Raw genomic sequence first — 19,653 nt, 5'->3', positions numbered from 1 at the left:
CTGCAGGACTCACTGTTATCAGTATTCACAGCTGTCAGGGCTCATTCTATCAGGGCTCACGGCTATCAGTCTTACTCTATCAGGGCTCACTACTGTCAGGATAGTTTCTAGGATCACCGATTCTCTCCAAGGTAACTCACAGTTGGATCCTGCCCAAAATGGAGGGTGATTACAAGATTAGGATTTTTGAAAGCAGAGATTTTTGGCCAAGATAGTGAATGCTAGAACGAATAAGCCTTATATTTCAGTGCTGATTTGCTCGCCTAACGATCGTACCTCCTATGCCCTTCGATCTGCCTATCTCGATCCTCCTCATTGAGGCAGCCAAGCCATTGAGAGACTGTTATCTGCAATGGTTGAATAACGATTGGCGATATCAGTTTGAAGTGAATACTTGCCTGACGCTAGAAGCCGGGCTGATGTATTGTGAACAGCAGCGTCCCCAACTCATGGTGATCGGTTTCAGTGAGGCGGTCGATAGAGATACCCTGCTCACGGCTCAACAACCGTTGCAAGCATTGGGCATCCCCTGTCTTTGGATCGGCCCCGATGACTTTAATCCCAGACAACTAGGTTTAATAGACTCTCGGGAATGGAGCTACCTATCGCAGCGGGTTCTCCAACCCGAACTCTTCTCCCTCACGATCCACTCTCTGCTCACCCTGGCTCAAGTGGGTTCGCCATGGCCCGCGCCTACTGTCGATCGTGCCCTATCACGTCAAACGTGCTATGACCAACTCGCCCAAATTTCTCCGGTGGGCGTCTTTTGGCTCAGCGGGACGGGCACCTATGAAGAGTTCAACGATCGCTATTGCCAGATCACGGGTTACTCACGAGCCGAATTACTTCAGGCTGACTGGATTGCAACCGTTGATGAGCAAGATCGTGGGCAGATCATCACGTTATGGCAGTATGCTCTCCAGACCCAGAGTGAATTTATTGCGGAATATCGATTTCAACATCCCAGTGGGCAGATCCGTTGGGTCTATGGACAGATTGTTCCAGTTTTGGATCAGCCGACTGCGCAGACCAGCTACCTGGGCACCATCACAGATATTACCGATCGCAAACAGGCCGAAGCGGGTCTTGCCATTAGTGAAACTGGCCCACTGAGTGGTTCTGAAATTGCCAACAGAATGCTCTTAACTCATACCGTTAATGGCCAAATCACCTATGCTTCTCCGCAGTTCTATCAATTGGTGGGTGTTGAACCGGGTGCGTTGCAAGATCAAGCCCTGGGTGCCTTCATCCATCCGGAGGATTGGCAAAACTATGGGCAATTGCAACGATCGGAGCTATTGACACTAGCCTACCAACCGATCGGACTTGAGCTGAGGTGTCGGCAAGCGCGAGGCAATTGGTGCCAACTCAGTGCGCAAGTTTCTCCCATTCGCAGTCACGCGGGTAAGGTGTTGGGGTTTCAGATTGTGATCTACCAAGTGAGTCGATCGCAACCCTCCAGGACGGAACAGAACCAATTTGAAGTGGCGCTGCGCAATTTAGTCGAAGGGACGGTCTCTTCCACGGGCGATCGATTTTTACGAATTCTTGTGCATCAAATCACCCAAGTGCTAGGCGTCCGTCAAGCGGCGATCGGCACCCTAGAAGGGGATTGGGTTTCGACCTTAGTGGTTTGGTCGGATCACCAAGTGTCTCCCAATCTTCGCTACCCGGTTGCTGGCACCCCCTGCGAGCAGGTGTTCCGCCATGGCGTTTACCACTGTGCCGAGAATCTGCAACAGCTATTTCCCCGAGACAAAAATTTGATTGCCCTGGAAGCAGAAAGCTATTTGGGGGTTGCCATGCAGGATGGAGAGGGCACGACCTTTGGGCACCTCTTTATTCTCGACAACTTGCCCATGCACGATCGGGAACACTTTGAACGAATTTTGAAAATTCTGGCTGCCCGTGCTGCGTCTGAACTAGAACGGCAACGGGCGACTTCGGCCCTGCATGAACTGAATGCCAAATTAGAACAGCGGGTGCAGCAACGCACCCACGAACTGACCTTAACCAATGAAAAGTTAATTGCAGAAATTCAACAGCACCAACGGACAGAAGCGCAACTCAACCTTCAGATTGAACGATTGAACTGGCTGTATCACTTAGTGCTGGATCTCAATCAGGCGGAAACCTTAGAGGAGATTTATACGATCGGCCTCAATGGCATTTGTCAAACCTTACAGGTCTTTTCGGCGGCCATCTTAATTCCGGACGATCGGGGTATTCCCCGCTATCAGGCTTCGGTCGGCCTGAGCCAGAATTATCAAACCGCTGTGGAAAGTCATTTTGAAACCTCCCAAACGGGGTTGAATGATCAGGTAGTGATTCTGTCGGATTTTAGTGATACGGCGGGCATTCCCTTTTTGACCCATTTACGGGCTGTGGAGTCGATTCAAGCGGCGGCGTCCTTTCCCCTGTGCTATCAAAGTCAGAACCTGGGTAAAGTGATTGTCTACTACGATACGCCTCATATTTTTTCGGAAGAAGAAATTAAGATTGCCAAGACGGTTACGACCTACATTGCCACGGCTATGACCCGTAAGCAGGGTGAAAATGCCTTGCAGGAATCCAAGGAGCAACTCAAGGCTGTACTCAATGCAGTTCCCGAAACGATTTCCTGGGTAGGTGCCAATCAGACGTATTTGGGGGTGAATCGTAAAGTTGCTGAACAATTCCAACTCCAACCCGAGGACTTCACCGGGCGTCCCGTTGGCTTTATGCAGGAGGAAAGTCAATTTATTCAGTTCGTTAAGGAGTTCTTTGCCTCCAATCAGCAATCTGCCAGTCAAGAAATTACCTATGTCGTTGATTCGGAATCCTTTACCTATTTAACGATCGCGCAGAAATACAATCGCGAACAAAATGCCGTCTTTATCCAAATCGATATTAGTGAGCGAAAACGCGCTGAAGATAAACTCCAAATTATTAATGATTGCCTTGCGGATGCCAACCTGGAATTGGCTCGGGTGACCCGCCTCAAGGATGAGTTTCTGGCCAATATGAGCCATGAATTGCGCACACCGCTCAATGCCATTCTAGGCTTGTCAGAAGGGTTGTTAGATCAGGTCTATGGGGATTTAAATGCTAAGCAACTTAAATCGATCGGCACGATCGAACGAAGCGGGCGGCATTTGCTGGAGTTGATTAACGACATTCTAGATTTAGCAAAAATTGAATCTGGCAAGCTGGAGTTGCACATGGCCATGGTGGATATTCACCATTTATGTGAGTCCAGTTTGAGTTTTATTCGTCAACTCGCCACGAAGAAGTCTCTCCAAATCCATTTGCAGGTTCCCGCTGAGGGCATCTATATTCAAGTGGATGATTTGCGGATGCGGCAATCACTGATCAACCTGTTAAGTAATGCGGTGAAATTTACACCGGAACAGGGTCAGATTTCATTGATTGTAGAGCTGGATGAAATTAATCAAAAAATCAATTTTCATGTGATTGATACTGGGATTGGGATTGCCCAAGAAGACCTCAATAAACTCTTTCAGTCCTTTGTCCAAATTGATAGCAGCCTCAATCGTCAGTATGAAGGTACTGGCTTGGGCTTAGCGCTGGTCAAACGGATTGTGCAGTTACATAACGGGACGATCGCGGTGAAAAGTGAAGTGGGGAAAGGCAGTCAGTTTACCATTACACTTCCCTGGCAACTCAAGAATAAGCCTTGGCTGAAGCCTCAACCGACGGTGACGATCGAACCCCTGCCCACCTATGAACCGGATGAACCCGTACAGCCGAGTCAGCCCGCACCATTGATTTTGCTGGCAGAGGACAATGAAGCCAATCGGGAAATGCTCTCGGACTATTTAATCGAACAAGGATATCGCTTAAAAATGGCAAAGGATGGTGCAGAAGCCATTCAAATGAGTCAAACACTCAAACCCCAACTGATTATTATGGATATTCAAATGCCGGGAACCGATGGCTTGATGGCGATTCAAAGTATCCGGTCTCACCCGGCCACCCAAGCGATTCCCATCATTGCACTGACTGCGCTGGTTATGCAGGGCGATCGGGAACGATGTTTAGCCACCGGAGCCAATCAATATATGACGAAGCCGGTGTCCTTAAAACAGTTAACACTTACCATTCACGAGTTATTGCAACTACCTCCCCTCACTTGTTCGATTAGCCCATAGCACTCTCTAGGAACGACACGGACGGAAAGCCTGTATGAATGAAACTACTCCCTATCTCTTGGTGATTGATGATGAGCCAGACAACTTTGATGTGGTGGAAATCCTGCTGTTTAAAGAGGGCTATCATCTGGAATATGTGAACAGTGGCCCTGCGGCCTTAGCTTTCCTCGAAAAGCAGATTCCCGATGTCATTCTGCTCGATGTCATGATGCCAGAAATGGATGGCCTAGAAGTGTGTCGTCGGCTCAAAGCCAGTCCTAGTTGGCAGCATATTCCCGTAATTATGGTGACTGCGCTGAACTCGAAACAGGATCTAGCCAGTTGCTTAGAGGCTGGGGCGGATGATTTTGTTGGAAAGCCTGTCAATGGGATTGAGTTGCGGGCTCGGGTTCGATCGATGCTACGTATCAAGCAGCAATATGACGAGCTCCAGCATCTGTTGGCCTTAAAAGAAGATTCTCTCCAACTGCGAGAAGATATGTCCAACATGATTGTGCATGATTTGCGCAATCCTCTATCGACGATCGTCCTAGCCTGCGACATTTTGGAAATGGCTGGGATACAAGATAAGCAAGCGAAGAAGGTTGAACAGATTCGTGGGGCAACCCGTCAATTGGAATGTCTGGTAGATAGTTTGCTATTAATGGCCAAGCTGGAATCGGGACGACTCGTCCTCAATCCTAGTCACTTGGATTTGGAAGATCTCTGTCACCAAGTTGCTGCAGAATTTGAGGAAATTGCGACGCAAAAAGGGGTTAAGGTTGTCCTCGATCATCCTTCCCACAAAAAACAAGTTTGCCTTGATCCCCTCCTGATTCAGCGAGTGTTAGATAATTTAGTCTCAAATGCGATCAAGTTTTCACCTTCCAATAGCCAAGTCACGATCGCAGTTGAATATCCTGAAGAGATCCAAATGCAAATTCATGTAAAAGATACGGGCCGTGGGGTCAGTGAAGAGTTGCAGGATCGCCTCTTTCAGAAATATGAAGTCGGGGAGGGGTTCCAAGGGGTTAAGCAAACGGGCTTGGGCTTGGCCTTTTGTAAAATGGCGATCGAAGCCCATGGGGGGCGAATTTCCTTAGAAGCGAATGAACCCAAAGGTTCTATCTTTACAGTTGCGATTTAGCAGGATTCCCTAATGTTGCGGTTCAGCAAGGATGAAGTGAAGATGAAGTAATTACTTGGGTTTATAAAGCGGTCATCTAGTTTTCCACTTTTGGCAATCACACTAACAGTATAGGGTTCAGGTTACGCCGATGCTGTTACAAAACAACTTCTATAAAGTGGGCTTAGTTGCAATTTTGACAATCTCTACAGTGATTACAGGCGGGGTTGTTCTTGCATTAAAAGTGCCCAGTGAAGTGAACGATTCGCAGAATTGTGGGAATACTCAGGTGTTTCGTGTAAGCGATCAACAGTGTTACTCGCTTCAGGGAGAGTAATTTCTATCCACACAATGTAGCGACTTAAAGGTAGCGACTTAAAGCGATTTACTAGGTAGAGATTCACTAGTTTCTGAAATGAGTGTAGTGCCCATGATGTAGTTTCAATGCGTGTCGATACATAGTATGCGAATTCTAATTATTGAAGATAATCAGGATCTGGCCACACAATTTGTGGATGCCCTCTCTGAGCAACACTATCTCATTGATACGGCTCAAGATGGCCTGATCGGTTGGGAAATGCTGCAAGCCGTAGAATACGACTTGATTATCCTCGATGTCATGCTACCTCGACTGGATGGAATTACATTGTGCCGGAAATTGCGGGAAGATGGGCAGCTAGTACCTGTCCTGATGCTGACGGCTCGAGGCACCAGCCACGATCAAATTATTGGCTTAGACTCTGGTGCCGATGATTACTTAGTCAAGCCGGTACGGTTAGCAGAATTAAATGCCCGAGTTCGCGCTTTACTGCGCCGTGGACAGCAGCTTCCCATGTCATCTGTCCTCGAAATTGGGAAATTACGGCTGGATCCCTGTGCTTGTGAAGTTTCCTACGATGGTAAGCCCTTGGCTCTACGCCCCAAAGAGTTGGCACTTTTAGAATTATTCCTCCGGCATCCCCAGCGGTTGTTTAGCCGAGGTGCGATCATTAATCAACTCTGGTCGTTTGAGCATGAGTTGCCAGAGGAAAATACGGTTAAATCCCACATTAAAGGATTGCGCCAAAAGCTGAAAACGGTGGGAATGGAAGATCTCATCGAAACGGTCTATGGCCTCGGATATCGATTAAATACAACGTTTGCAGCGATCGCGACTCCATCTTCAGAACTGCCCCTAGAACCCGCTGTCCCCGTTACGGAACCGGAAGCGCCCTCGGAAGTTTTGAGCTTACTGATTGTTGAAGAACAACGCACGATCGCAGAGCAAATTGCACAACAGGTAGGAGCACAAGGTTGGAAACCCTACATCACCGCTAATCCAACGGAAGCAAAACCTGTTTTAGATTGGTTAGCTCCCAAGGCCGCCATCATTAGTACGAACTTTTTGAATTCGGGAGAGGAAACGCTACCCTTTGTTTTTCACTTATTGGAGCATCATCGAGAGTTAGCCATTTTTATTTATAACAATCAAACAATTCTCGATCGTTGGCATTTAGTTGCCTGTACACCCATTGTCAGTGAAGAGGAATGCTTAAAAGCGCTGACGACCGGATTGATGGCTCACCCCTGACCCCCGTCTGCCGGAGGGACACCATGCGCTCTTGTTTCATCGATCGACGCAATTACAATCGATGGGGCAAGAGCGTCTGAAGATCAAACTTAGTTTTGCCCCAGGGCGCTCCAACGTTGTGCTCTAGGGCGCTCTAACTCCTGACAACCACGCTAACGCAAGCTTGTACTCGGGTTTCCCAGCGCTGATCGGCTGCGAGGTGACCTACTTCACTTGGGTGGAATCTACATCCACCGTTGTTTTATGTTCGTCTGACACAGTTGCTGTAGGCTGCGAACGTCGATCGCGAAATTCCTGGAGTGCTGCTGTCAATTCGGTGACCAACAACGTGATCAACAACCCATCATCAATCCAGCCAATAATTGGGAACAGATCCGTCCATAGATTGGGTGGGCTGACCAAATAAACGATCGAACCTACAACAATCAGCCAACGATACTTGGAATTACGAACCAGTTGTTGGTACACATCAGAAAATACTTGGGTCGGTAGTTTCATAACGAATGATTAAAGCCAGAATCAGAAAAGATTTGAAATGGGCTAACCAGAATCGATCAATATCCTCGATCGGACGGAAGAAAATCGCTCAGCAGTCTGTGCTCAGTAGTCTGTGTTCCGCAGTCTGTGTTCAAGGGTCTGTGCTCATGTGCTCAGCAGTTTGTGCTCAGTAGCCTATTGTGTTGCGATTTCGCTGTAACCTAACAGTTCCAAAAGGATGATTGCTTTCTATCCTGGCAGATCTTTTTCAAAATGGACGAGAATCTCCGGGTTTGAAATCCATCTCCCTCTTTGTCCGATCGCTAACTAGCTGCTCCAGCAGAGGTTGCTACAAACACCAGACCCAATGAAATGCGATGAAATGCGATGAAATGCGATCGCAGGTGGCAAATGATTAGTTGAACGATGGGTCGAATATCTGGCCAAAGATCTGGTCAAATATCTGGTCAAGCGGTTGGTTGAACATCTGGTCGCATCCCCTGCTTGCATCAATTTGCCAAACGTTTATACCAAGATGCAACCTACCAAGAAGATATTTCGTACCATAAAACGGCGCTTTTGTTCTAAATGACACATTCTTTAATATTTTGGATCGCTATAGTAGAAGCTAATTGGATCCTCAATGAAGCTAATTGCTATTCTCTCTGCTTAGGAAGGTGTTATGGGACTCACAAAACGGGTAGAAATCCGAACTCTAGATTCGATTAAAGGCGGAATGGCTGAGTTTTATACCCCCCAGTCGAGTCATGAAACCATGCTTGTGAGTGTCGCGGCAGGCGCGATCGATGATTTGTTTGTCCACCGATCGCAAACCGATCAACTTTTAGTGGTACGGGGCAGTTTTGTCCTCGTGGTTCTCCAGAATCGTCGCTATCAATACATCCCGCTCAGCGAGACCCATCCGGTTGTGGTGACCATTCCTCCAGGTGTTCCCCATGGGGCCATTAACCCCAGTCAAGACCCCTGCGTCCTAGTCAATGCCGTGCTGCGGCATAGTGCTCCCTACGATCGGGACTATGTGCCTCTACGGCGACCCTTTCCCTATGATTTAAATTCGGCCCATCGCCAGCTGCAAGACCTGCAATGCCGACAAATTGCCTGAAATTGCCTGAAATTGCCTGAAATCTCCTAGGTCGTGGTCTGTTTGTAGAAGTTCTTCTATCTCATTCACTGCTTTATTTCACGGCCTTATTTCATGGCCTTATTTCACGGCCTTATTGAATTGCCTTGTCTGATCCAGTCATTGGCCGATCGCAGATTGGTAGGGCATTCCTTTTGTAAATTTAGATTGCTCTGAACTGACTTGTCACAGAGTTACGCTAAATTGCGACACAAACTGTGAATTCTCCCATGCTAGATTCTCTGAAAGGTTTATTCTGGGATTAGGCTTTACTGATGCCCGCCCATGCCTTTGACAATTTTGGTTGCAGAAGATGACCCTGGGACAAGACTCTCGGTAAGCGATTACCTAGAGTCACAGGGCTATATTGTATTCAGTGCGGACAATGGTAAGGATGCGCTCGCCCTTGCTCAAGCCCATCATCCTCACTTGATCATTACTGATATCGCCATGCCGCAGATGGATGGCTACGAGCTGGTGCGACAGGTGCGCCGATCGCTGGATATGCGGTTGCTGCCGATTATCTTCCTCACGGGCAAAGCAGATGTGCCCCATCGAGTGCTGGGGTACCAATTGGGCTGTGATGTCTATTTGCAAAAGCCGTTTGAATTCACTGAATTAAGTGCTGTCATTCGCAACTTGCTAGATCGGGCGCAGATCCTCATGGACTGGAAATTAAGCCGGGAATCTGGCAACCTAGCGGGAGGGAATGGGGATGCCCCACCCCAACAGGCGTTTTCCTCGATGAACAATCTCAACCCACCGCGGACGTTCTCAGTGGATCTATCGAATCATTTGGAATTCAGTCAGCGGGAGCAGGATGTCCTGAAGTTATTGAGCAAGGGCTTATCGAATATCCAAATCGGTGAGCAACTTCACCTGAGCCCCCGTACGATCGAAAAACATGTCAGTAGCCTCCTGCGTAAAACAGGTACAGGCAACCGAGCTGAATTAGTGCGCTACGCCGTTGAGCACCATTTAGTTATCTAGCTGTTTGTTGATCTAGCTGTTTGTTGATCTAGCTGTTCGTTGATCTAGCTGTTCGTTGATCTAGCTTGAACTCTTCCGTGGCTGCGCGGGCAGCTGAACGCGAGTCGCTTAAATTTCGTGGCAGTGGTCAAATTTTTCCCGAGGCTTTCAGGTGATCTAAGAGTCCAGAACAAGCATCCATGAGCAAGTCAATGACAAAATTAAATCCAGCCTCTCCCCCGTAGTAGGGATCGGGTACCTCCTTCAGGTCGTGCTGGGTACAAAATTCGCACATCAAGCGCAACTTATCGCGATACTGACCTTGTCGGTCTAAGTAATAGAGATTTTCGTAATTGTCCTGATCCATTGCCAGAATCAAGTCAAATTCATCAAAATCGTAGGGTTGAAATTGTCTGGCTCGCCCTTTGAGTTGAATTCCAAGCTGCCGCTGCGCAGCCACATTCATCCGCCGATCGGGGGGACTGCCCACATGGTAGCTGGACGTTCCTGCTGAGTCGCATTCAATGAGATCACCCAAACCTCGCTGGTCAATCAGGTAATTCATAATATTTTCCGCAGAGGGCGATCGGCAAATATTGCCCAAGCAGACAAACAGCAAGCGATAGGAAGCAGCCATGGCGAGAATCATCCCCTTTCAAGTTATCGAGCTATTAATCGAGCTATTTAATAGTAAAGACGTGCCATAGACACGCCTTTATGAAGCTTATAAGCCAAGTCTGGTGGATGGATCACACGGTCGAGATCAACCGAACCCCGGTAGATTCAAACCACCCGTCAGTTCTTCCATCCGTTCACGCATCGTTGCCGTGGACTTTTCGTAGGCATCTTTCATGGCTGCCATCACAAGATCCGAGAGCATGTCAGCGCCCTCATTCATGGCTTCCGGTGAAATTTCAACTCGGCGCGGTTCTTGGTTTCCACTCATGTAAACCTTAACCAGGCCCCCTTGAGCAATCCCTTCAATTTCCATTTTCTCCAGATCTTCCTGGAGTTGTTTTGCACCTTCTTGAACTTGCTGAGCTTTCTTAATTGCTTCAGTCAGTTCCTTCATCTTACCGAGACCGAAGCCACCAAATCCCTGTCCTTGTCCCATAAATTCTCACGCAGGTACGAGTTGAGCAGCCTCCATTATGCCATCGATCGGAAATTGTGCAGGAGGAAGCCTGAGACTATTCCAAATCTCAACGCCCAGATCCCTATACTCAGAATCCCTGTACCCAGATCCCTATATCCAGAATCTCAAAGCCCAGAATCCCAAGGCCAGACTCAAACGGACCCCAAAAAAGAAAACTGTCCTTCCAGAGCTGGATCACGGCCTGTTCCCGCAACTGGAGGACATTCCTACTCAGAGTCAGCTAACCCTGTGCCGTTAGGCTGCTTGGAAATCCCCTAAAATCCGGACTTCCGGTTCCAAGTGTAAAGACCATTGCTGTTCAACGCGGCGTTGTACATGGTGGATCAATCTAAAAATATCCGTCGCGGTTGCTTCTCCGCAGTTCAGGATAAAGTTTGCATGGCGTTCAGCCACCTTAGCGCCCCCAATCTGATAGCCTTTCAGCCCTGCCTGCTCAATTAACCAACCGGCTTTGTATTCCCCAGGATTGCGAAATACACTGCCACAACTGGGCCGATCGTAGGGCTGGGTGCTGTGCCGTTGGTTAAGATGATAATCGGTATCTCGCCGTACTTCGATTGGATCAAATCCGGGCTGCATTTGGAATGTCGCTTGGGTTACGAGCCGTCCCCCGCCTTGCAAATTCGACGTCCGATAACGATAGGCTAACTGATCGGCTGTCAGCACTTCACAGGTTCCGTCCATATTGAGCACTTGGACTTCTACTAGAATGTCAGAAATACAACCCCCATGGGCTCCTGCATTCATCACTACCGATCCGCCCACTGTGCCGGGAATGCCAACAGCCCACTCCAGTCCTCGCCAGCCGCGCTTAGCGACCCGTTGGGCAAGCAGGGGTAACATTGTTCCGGCTCCTACGGTCAATTGGCCGGTTTCCTCATCAAAGATCATTTGCTTGAGGTAGCGGGTTCCCACCACCAACCCCGGTAGACCTCGATCGCTGATCAAAAGATTGGATCCTGCTCCTAATAAGGTAATGGGAATTTCCCGCTCAACCGCCCAAGCCAGACTCATTTGTAACTCTTGCACCGTCTGGGGGGCAACGTACCACTCCGCAGGGCCACCGACTTGAAAGGATGTCAGGGTTGAAAGTGGAACATTAGACTTAATCAAACAGTCTGTACCAGGGAAACTCACGGTCTTGTCAAGCAGGATTGAACTGAGAGAGGAAGAATAACGGAGACTAGCAGGTGCTCCCAGCTCATCAACCGTGGGCAGGGGGTTCCGAGAAAGCGTCATAGTATTACCGTTGCTGACATCCTAGTAGGAAAACGAATGATCGGCTGTCCAAGTTTGAGATGAATTGAAGCTGCTGGACAAATCCCTAGAGTCTCCATCCAAACTTCGAATAGAATAATTCCCTCGCGTTGGATAGAAAATGACACCCATCAAATATGCGAAATTTTTTCGGCCTGCTCCCGCTGGTATGCGATCGCATCAGGAATAATCTGATTTAGGTTTCCAGCACCTAAAAAGATCACGAGATCACCCGGTTGGAGGTTGTGATTCAGAAATTCGCTGATCTGGGGGAGAGAAGGCTGGTAGTGCACGGTTCCAGCATGATTTTCGGCAATCCGATCCGCTAAATGCTGACCTGTCATGTTACCGGGATTTGCTTCACCTGCACTGTAAATATCGCTAATGATGACTACATCTGCATCCACAAAGGATTGGGAAAATTCCGGCAAAAAAGTCAGCATTCGGCTATAACGATGGGGCTGGAAAACCGCCACTAGCCGACGGTACGCGCCCGCCGCACTGACCTGTAACCGAGCGGCTGCCAGTGTGACTTGAATTTCGCTGGGATGGTGAGCATAGTCATCGATAAACCGGATTTGGTTGGCTTCACCCCGGAGTTCAAAGCGACGACGTGCGCCTTCAAAGGTAGAGAGGGCGGTCGCGATCGCAGCAAAGTCCAAACCTAAGAAACGCCCCACCGCCAACGCAGCTAGGGCATTACTCAAGTTATGGGTTCCTAGGATCTTTAATTTCAGATCCCCAAGGTATTCTCCCCTTTCATAGACTTGGGCCACTGTGCCATCGGCGTCATACAGGACATTTTGGACGCTGTAGGTGGCTCCTTTTTGAGGATCCAAGCTATAGGTAATGGTGGGCTGAATTCGATCCAGCACCGTTGGACAATCGATCGAACCGACTAGTGTTTTGCAGTGGCTTGCAAAGGTTTGGAACGTTTCTACAACTTCTTCTAAGTCGCTGTAGTGATCGGGATGATCCAATTCAATATTGGTGATGATGCCAATCTGCGCGTTAAACTTGACCAAGGAACCATCAGATTCGTCCGCTTCAGCCACGAGATAATCGCTTTTCCCTGCTCTGGCATTGCCATCCCAGGCCAGAACTTCTCCACCGACAACGATCGTCGGATCCATTCCTGTCTCAAGAAGAAGGTAGCCCAGTAAGCTACTAGTCGTCGTTTTACCATGGGTTCCCGCCACTGCGATCCCCTGGTACTGCTGCATCAAACCGGCTAGAACGTCAGAACGATGTAGGATAGGACATCCTAAGGCTCGTGCTGCTTGATACTCTGGATTCTCTGGGTGGATCGCAGTTGAGCAAACAACCTGTGGCAGGAGTTTCGGCGGCATTGCATCCGCTCCAGTTTCCTCTGCAATCCCAGTCACTCCTCCAACGGCAGCGGGCTGCCGCGATCGGAAAAATTCCAGATTCGCAGCACTTTGTTCTAAAAAAATATGAGCCCCTTCTGCCCGGAGACGCTCCGTAATATGGGTCAACCGAAGGTCAGATCCGGAAACTGGCAGCTTGCGGTGGACAAGAATGTGGGCGATTGCCGACATCCCAATTCCGCCAATTCCGATGAAATGAAACGGTCTTCCGCTGAAATCGATCGAATTCAGCATTTTAGCTCCTCACACCGAACACCACACCGAATAACACGCGCTATCATAGCAAGAATTGCTTTTTCGGAACACACAATCTCCATACACCTTGGATAGAGATTTATGGGATCAAATTCGCTTCATTTAGCTAGATAGTCCTTATTAATCTTTGAAGACTTGACAAGGAATTTTAAGCGTTCTTTCTGATTTGAGCAAAGTATTGATTGATACGCTCAATTCCATAAAAGGCATTTTGAGAATTTTTTCTCTAAAAGTTAAAGGCTGTTGAATTGACGATCGAAGGATAACGCTTCTTAATTGATCTACCTGCGATCCATCCATTAATCAGTACAAGTCAGTACAGAAATAAGTACAAAACTGTGATCCGATATCTATCTGATATCGACCTAAATATCGACTTTGATCAATTTGTTCTCATAACCTAATCCAGTCTGAATCTGGGATCTAAGAGATTGGGCAAGCCCCTGGGTATCTTAGCTCTCTAACTGGACGAAACTGCTTCTTGGTAGGGGGATTCAGGCCCTGTAATCGATCGTCTCGCCCCCTCGATCGTCTCGCAATATCTAGCACAATTTAGGGTCTCCTGTTTCCTATCTCCTGTTTCCTATCAGTCACCCTTGCCAAGGGCTCTAGTACAAAATCGGGGAGTGCAGTATACAGGGTGCAGTTGCGAGTGCAGTCATTCGTTATTGCAAGAGCATTCGTTATTGCAAGAGTCATTGCATAGGGGCATTGCAAGTATCCGGTCTCTTGTGCGGTTCTTCTAGCCCCGCCTTGCGCCTTGAGAAGACCTGAAATTGCTATTAAAACTGAGGATTGCTATCAAAATAAGTATTCCTAATCCTTAAATACTGATTCATAGTGACTATTAATCTACCAAAATTCTAATTCCTCATCGTTTCTATCTTTTCTTCAGGTCGCCTAAGTACGTCTATTCAAGGAATTGGGCGAAAAGTGACCCCTGATTTGGGCAGGCAGGAAATCCCTCAGACTCGCTACGAATCGGTCAGCCTTTTAGGATATGATTGATTCCGTCAATAGGTATTTACTAACAGAGGGCAAGACGCTGTGATTAGAGTCGCGATCAACGGCTTTGGACGCATTGGACGTAACTTTTTACGGTGCTGGGCAGGTCGGCAAAGTAGCAACTTTCAAATCGTCGGTCTAAACGATACCTCCGATCCCCGGACGAACGCCCACTTGATTAAATATGACTCCATGTTGGGCCGGTTCAATGGTGAAGTCAGCGCTGATGACAGCACCATTACCGTAAATGGCAATGTGATCAAGTGCTACTCCGATCGCAATCCTGAAAACTTGCCCTGGAAGGATTGGGAAGTAGATTTGGTGATCGAGTCCACTGGGGTGTTCACCAGCAAAGAAGGTGCCCTGAAGCACGTCAAAGCGGGTGCGAAGAAGGTTCTGATTACCGCGCCTGGTAAAAATGATGATGGCACCTTTGTGGTGGGTGTAAACGAAAGTGATTATGATCACGATCGTTGCCAAGTCATCAGTAACGCAAGCTGCACCACCAACTGCTTGGCTCCGATCGTCAAAGTGCTGCATGAGAACTTCGGTATTGTGAAAGGCACCATGACGACTACCCATAGCTACACCGGCGATCAGCGGATCCTGGATGCTAGCCACCGGGACCTGCGTCGGGCAAGGGCTGCAGCAATCAACATTGTTCCCACCTCGACTGGGGCAGCTAAGGCTGTTGCTTTGGTCTATCCGGCAATGGCAGGGAAGCTCAACGGGATTGCACTGCGGGTTCCTACCCCCAACGTATCTGTTGTGGACTTGGTGGCTCAAATTGAAAAGAGCACGATCGCAGAAGAAGTGAACAGCGTGCTGAAAGCAGCTTCTGAAGGCGCGATGAAGGGCATCATCAAATATTGCGATGAGCCTCTGGTGTCTTCTGACCACGCTGGAACCGATGAGTCTTCGATCGTTGACTCTGCTCTGACCCTGGTCATGGGCGGCGACATGATTAAAGTTGTTGCTTGGTATGACAATGAGTGGGGCTACAGCCAACGGGTGGTTGACTTAGCAGAAGTCGTTGCGACCAAGTGGAAGTAAGTCACTCCGAGCCATTTGAAAACTAGAAAAAGCTCTGAGAAATCACTGTTTGTTACAACAGGATTTTAGTAAGAGAATTTGACAGAAGGTGGGTTCTTACCGAATCCACCTTTATTTATTTACTTTATTTATGATTTTGGTATTTACTGCTGTTATATCGACTGTATGAATATTTACTATTGCGACATTTGCGATTGCGATGCTTGCTGTTTTGGTGTTGAGTGTTTTGGTATTGAATATTTTAGTGATGAATGTTTTGGCATCGAGTGTGCCAATGCTGCGGGTTGTGTAGTGGATTGATGCCCAGTGATTGATGCCCAGTGATTGATGTGCAGTGGATGACTATCCTGCATCACGGTGATTGGGCAGGGGGCTGAAATGTTGAAATCCTGCTGCTAGGTCGCCTGCATCTAGATCGATCGATATCCTTTGGCCTGTAGCTGCCAGAAGCTGTATGGTCGGATCAGCAGTGATTTGGCCAATCACCTGAACAGGCGTAGACAATGGTTTGAGCAGTTGTGCTGCATCCTCCGGGGGGAGACAAAGAACTAATTCAAAGTCTTCTCCTCCGTAGAGTGTCCAATCAATGCTTTTGGGATGGGTTTGTAAAATAGGATGGATCGGTAGATCATGAATCTGGGCTCCCACACCACTGGCCCGACAAATTTGCACGATCGCATCCGCGAGTCCATCACTGGAGTCCATGCCGGCCACCCGATCGAACTGTGCTGCTTGTCGTCCAATGGTTAATTGTGGCCTGGGATATTGGTGGGCTCGAATCAAGGTTTGCCGATCGCCTTCAGAAAGTTCGTACCCATCGGAAGCGCTGATCCCTGACTCTGCGCTGTTGTCATCCAATAACACCTCCAATCCAGCCCGAGATAGGCCATGGTAACCCGTCAGGACGATCACGTCTCCGGGCTTCGCCTGCGATCGTTGGATTGCATGGGCTTGCTCCACTTCACCCAACGCGGTAATTGAAACGGTTCGCACAGGCGATCGAACCAAGTCCCCTCCCAAAATAGCTCCCCCAAAGGTTTGCAAGCAATCTGCCATGCCTTGATAGAGGTCGTTTACCCAAGCAACCGGCGTGTTTGGCGGTAATCCCAATCCCACGGTTAAACCGATCGGTTTTGCCCCCATGGCAGCTAAATCGGACAGGTTTGCGGCCACCGCGCGCCAGCCAACACTATGGGGCGGTGTGGTGCGATCGCTAAAATGCACCCCATCGACCAACACATCCGTTGTCATGACGAGGGCATCCTGCTTGGGGCGGGGGATCACGGCTGCATCATCCCCGACTACCCCGATCGGACAGAATTGCTGGATCAGTTGGAGCAAGCCTTGCTCACCCAGATCACAGATTAATCTTGTATCGATCGCCTCAGGATGGGCGATCGTGGTTTCACGACGATTGCTGCTACCCATAAAAAAAACTGGATAAGACCTGCTTATCCAGCCTACTTGAGAAATAACCAATCGAAATATTGACCAAGGCTCTAGAGTGATAGAGGCTCTAGATTGCTCAAGGCGCTAGGCTTTAGGTTGAACCAAATTTTCTGCGCCGCTGACCACCTTGGCGGAGATGATTTTATCGGTTCCCGCTTTTAAGGTGCGCAGAATATCATTGCCTTCCACCACATAGCCAAAGATGGCATATCGGCCATCCAGTAAGTTAATGCCTGCTGGTGTCAGTTCTGGTTCAAAGAGGAAGAAGAAGAATTGGGAAGAGCCGCCGTTGGGATCTTCATCCGATCGGGCTAAGGCCATGGCACCGTAGGCTGAAAAGGGTAGCACGGGCTGATCCAAGGGGCGACCCGCGTCTTCTAAAGTGATACCGTAGGTGGGTTCTTTATCCCCTTTAGCCAGAACTTCTAGGGGAATGGCCCGATATTTCTTCGTCTTCGGATCCACAAAGCCGACTTCGGGGCCTTCGGGATCGCCAACTTGCAGGATATAGAAATCTTCCGATCGGGTGAAGGGGAGATTGTTATAAAATCCGCGCTGCACCAAATCCACAAAATTGCCCGCAGTCACCGGCGCACTGTAGCCATCCAGCACTGCTGTCACCGTTCCTTGGGTGGTTTGAATATCCACCGTGGCCCGTCCCTTTAATTGAGGTAAATTGCTGTATTCTTCAGGCACCTCATAGGGATAGCCCTGCACCATCAATTCCTCAAAGCTACCAATCCTATCCAGGAGGGCGGCCCGCTGATCCAACGTAGCCTGACGATTTTTGGCTTCTAGACCCGCTTGCATCTGGCCAATCTCTGCCTGAATGTCTCCCAGCAGTGCTTCCGCTTGGGGCTTGCGATCGTCGGGGATACTGCCGAGCAAGGCGGCCTGCTTATCTGCCACAACTCGCTCAGCACGGTTGAGATCCGCTACCACTGCGCCCCATCGTCGATTGGCTCGCAATTGCTGGGAAATATCTTCGATCGCGGCTTGGAGCTTCCGAACCTCAGGATTTTCAATGGGGAGTGCATAGCGCAGTAACGCTTTTGGATCCGTAATAGCATTCCCTTGGGGCAATGCTTGGGTGCTGGGCATCCAATAACTCCAGGCCAAGCAAGCCAGTGCCAGAACGAGTAGCTGGCGCTTCAACCGATTCCAAAAAGACATAGTTATCCCATCGATCGCACGATTTCAATCCTTGTGATGATTGTGCCACAGTCAGGGAGCCCTCAGGCCGAGCAAATATTGAAGCGATGGAAAAAGAATCAACAGCGCTGGCGTTGAGTGGGTCGATCGCCCTAGTCATCTAGAAACGCCTCAGAAAAGTCACGAACAGAACGTCACGCGCAACGGTACAATAAGTTGCCGAATGTTTTGCCGAATGTATTTTAGTGACCCATGATCTCCAGTAATGATTTTCGCCCTGGTGTCAGCATTGAGCTTGATGGTGCGGTTTGGCGTGTCGTTGAGTTTCTCCATGTGAAGCCCGGTAAAGGTGCCGCTTTTGTTCGAACTAAATTGAAGAACGTTCAAACGGGAGGGGTGGTTGAACGAACCTTCCGAGCTGGGGAAACGGTGCCGCAGGCCACACTGGAAAAAAGCACCATGCAGCACACCTATAAGGACGGTGATGAGTACGTCTTTATGGACATGGAGACCTACGACGAAGGTCGGCTGACAGCGGCGCAAATCGGCGATCGGGTGAAATATCTGAAAGAAGGCATGGAAGTGGATGTCGTCAAATGGGGCGACAAAGTCATGGAAGTGGAACTGCCCAACTCCGTTGTTCTAGAAGTGATTGAAGCCGATCCTGGTGTTAAAGGGGATACTGCAACGGGTGGAACCAAACCGGCTAAAGTCGAAACCGGAGCAACGGTGATGGTACCTTTGTTTATCTCAGTGGGTGAAAAGATTCGTGTTGATACCCGCGATGACAAGTATCTGGGTCGTGAGAACTAAGCGAAATCTCATTTCCTAGAATCACTGTAATCACACCACCATCATTACAATTCAGGACTCATAGCTTCCCGATCGGGAGTTATTGGGGCATTTATTTGAGGGAGCAAGATTAAGCCGTGGCACTGAACTTCAACGAACTTCGTGATTTACTCCTAGCTTTAAATCAAACGGACATCGCGGAGTTGACGTTAAAGAGTGAGGAGTTTGAACTCACCGTGCGGCGGGGCACAACAGCCGAAGCCATTCCTGTCGCACGGGTTGAGGTTCCAGTTTTACAGCAGCCCGTGATTGCTGAGACTGCGGCCATTCCCGTTGCTGCTCCTCCAACTGCCCCCGCTGCGCCTCCCCATACAGCAGACCAACGGTGGGTTGAGATTAAGTCACCCATGGTTGGTACCTTCTATCGCGCCCCTGGCCCCGATGAACATCCCTTTGTCGAAGTGGGCGATCGGGTGCGTTCTGGCCAAACCGTCTGCATCATTGAAGCAATGAAGCTGATGAATGAAATCGAAGCTGAGATTTCAGGGGAAGTGGTCGAAATTTTGGTGCAAAATGCCCAGCCCGTTGAGTTTGGTCAAGTGCTGATGCGGGTTAATCCTGCTTAGGCCAGCGAACCCTGTAGGACACCAGGGACAAGGCAACGGTGTCTCTGGTGGTTTTATTGACTTTGATAACTCTATTGCTATACGACGAAATATCAGCATAAGATGTG

Annotated in this window: 15 protein-coding genes; 8 read left to right on the top strand and 7 right to left on the bottom strand. The window is 48.9% G+C overall.

The window, feature by feature from the left end:
* The first annotated feature begins 281 nt into the window (after window positions 1-281).
* The 3 genes from H6G21_RS05850 (at window position 282) to H6G21_RS05840 (ending at window position 6,826) form a co-directional block, all read left to right on the top strand.
* Window positions 282-4,151 (top strand): PAS domain S-box protein, encoded by a 3,870-nt coding sequence (locus H6G21_RS05850; protein ID WP_190571504.1) that lies wholly within the window; start codon window positions 282-284, stop codon window positions 4,149-4,151.
* Between the two features lie 34 nt (window positions 4,152-4,185).
* Entirely contained in the window at window positions 4,186-5,277 is a 1,092-nt protein-coding gene (locus H6G21_RS05845) for a hybrid sensor histidine kinase/response regulator (protein WP_190571503.1), read from the top strand.
* 442 nt (window positions 5,278-5,719) lie between these two features.
* Window positions 5,720-6,826 (top strand): response regulator transcription factor, encoded by a 1,107-nt coding sequence (locus H6G21_RS05840; RefSeq protein WP_190571502.1) that lies wholly within the window; start codon window positions 5,720-5,722, stop codon window positions 6,824-6,826.
* A gap of 204 nt (window positions 6,827-7,030) precedes the next feature.
* Here H6G21_RS05840 and H6G21_RS05835 read toward each other — a convergent pair whose 3' ends face one another.
* Window positions 7,031-7,324, bottom strand: coding sequence for a DUF1232 domain-containing protein (locus H6G21_RS05835; protein WP_190571501.1), 294 nt, complete (start codon window positions 7,322-7,324; stop codon window positions 7,031-7,033).
* A 661-nt stretch (window positions 7,325-7,985) separates the two neighbouring features.
* Between H6G21_RS05835 and H6G21_RS05830 the strand changes: the two genes are divergently transcribed.
* Window positions 7,986-8,426 (top strand): dTDP-4-dehydrorhamnose 3,5-epimerase, encoded by a 441-nt coding sequence (locus tag H6G21_RS05830; protein WP_190571500.1) that lies wholly within the window; start codon window positions 7,986-7,988, stop codon window positions 8,424-8,426.
* 303 nt (window positions 8,427-8,729) lie between these two features.
* The gene (locus H6G21_RS05825; RefSeq protein WP_190571499.1) at window positions 8,730-9,434 is read left to right on the top strand and encodes a response regulator transcription factor; all 705 of its coding nucleotides are present in this window, start codon (window positions 8,730-8,732) and stop codon (window positions 9,432-9,434) included.
* A 127-nt stretch (window positions 9,435-9,561) separates the two neighbouring features.
* Here the strand turns inward: H6G21_RS05825 and H6G21_RS05820 are convergent, their stop codons facing one another.
* The 4 genes from H6G21_RS05820 to murC all read right to left on the bottom strand — a co-directional run bounded on the left by H6G21_RS05820 (window position 9,562) and on the right by murC (window position 13,448).
* Window positions 9,562-10,050 carry a low molecular weight protein-tyrosine-phosphatase gene (locus H6G21_RS05820; RefSeq protein ID WP_190571498.1) on the bottom strand — a complete coding sequence of 163 codons (489 nt, stop codon included), beginning with the start codon at window positions 10,048-10,050 and terminating at the stop codon, window positions 9,562-9,564.
* 126 nt (window positions 10,051-10,176) lie between these two features.
* Window positions 10,177-10,527 (bottom strand): YbaB/EbfC family nucleoid-associated protein, encoded by a 351-nt coding sequence (locus H6G21_RS05815; protein WP_190571497.1) that lies wholly within the window; start codon window positions 10,525-10,527, stop codon window positions 10,177-10,179.
* 276 nt (window positions 10,528-10,803) lie between these two features.
* Window positions 10,804-11,808 (bottom strand): UDP-N-acetylmuramate dehydrogenase, encoded by a 1,005-nt coding sequence (gene murB / locus H6G21_RS05810; protein ID WP_190571496.1) that lies wholly within the window; start codon window positions 11,806-11,808, stop codon window positions 10,804-10,806.
* A 149-nt stretch (window positions 11,809-11,957) separates the two neighbouring features.
* A complete protein-coding gene (gene murC, locus H6G21_RS05805; protein ID WP_190571495.1) occupies window positions 11,958-13,448 on the bottom strand; it encodes a UDP-N-acetylmuramate--L-alanine ligase in 1,491 nt (496 codons plus the stop codon).
* A 1,068-nt stretch (window positions 13,449-14,516) separates the two neighbouring features.
* On the opposite strand from murC, the gene H6G21_RS05800 reads away from it, so the two are divergent.
* Entirely contained in the window at window positions 14,517-15,527 is a 1,011-nt protein-coding gene (locus H6G21_RS05800; protein WP_190571494.1) for a type I glyceraldehyde-3-phosphate dehydrogenase, read from the top strand.
* A 342-nt stretch (window positions 15,528-15,869) separates the two neighbouring features.
* Here the strand turns inward: H6G21_RS05800 and thiL are convergent, their stop codons facing one another.
* Entirely contained in the window at window positions 15,870-16,955 is a 1,086-nt protein-coding gene (gene thiL, locus H6G21_RS05795; RefSeq protein ID WP_190571493.1) for a thiamine-phosphate kinase, read from the bottom strand.
* A gap of 105 nt (window positions 16,956-17,060) precedes the next feature.
* Window positions 17,061-18,149: a peptidylprolyl isomerase gene (locus H6G21_RS05790; protein ID WP_190571492.1), complete on the bottom strand. Its 1,089-nt coding sequence runs from the start codon at window positions 18,147-18,149 to the stop codon at window positions 17,061-17,063.
* Window positions 18,150-18,380: 231 nt separating this feature from the next.
* Here H6G21_RS05790 and efp point away from each other — a divergent pair, with 231 nt between their 5' ends.
* Both efp and accB read left to right on the top strand, forming a co-directional pair.
* On the top strand, window positions 18,381-18,941 hold the full coding sequence (gene efp / locus H6G21_RS05785) for an elongation factor P (protein ID WP_190571491.1): 561 nt from the start codon (window positions 18,381-18,383) through the stop codon (window positions 18,939-18,941).
* A 116-nt stretch (window positions 18,942-19,057) separates the two neighbouring features.
* Window positions 19,058-19,546, top strand: coding sequence for an acetyl-CoA carboxylase biotin carboxyl carrier protein (accB, locus tag H6G21_RS05780; protein WP_190571490.1), 489 nt, complete (start codon window positions 19,058-19,060; stop codon window positions 19,544-19,546).
* Window positions 19,547-19,653: the final 107 nt, after the last annotated feature.

Origin of the sequence: Alkalinema sp. FACHB-956 (genome assembly GCF_014697025.1) — a bacterium.
Classification (GTDB): Bacteria; Cyanobacteriota; Cyanobacteriia; order Leptolyngbyales; family Leptolyngbyaceae; genus Alkalinema.
Note: the sequence above shows the minus strand (reverse complement) of the source record. Positions and strands in the feature narration are given on the sequence as shown.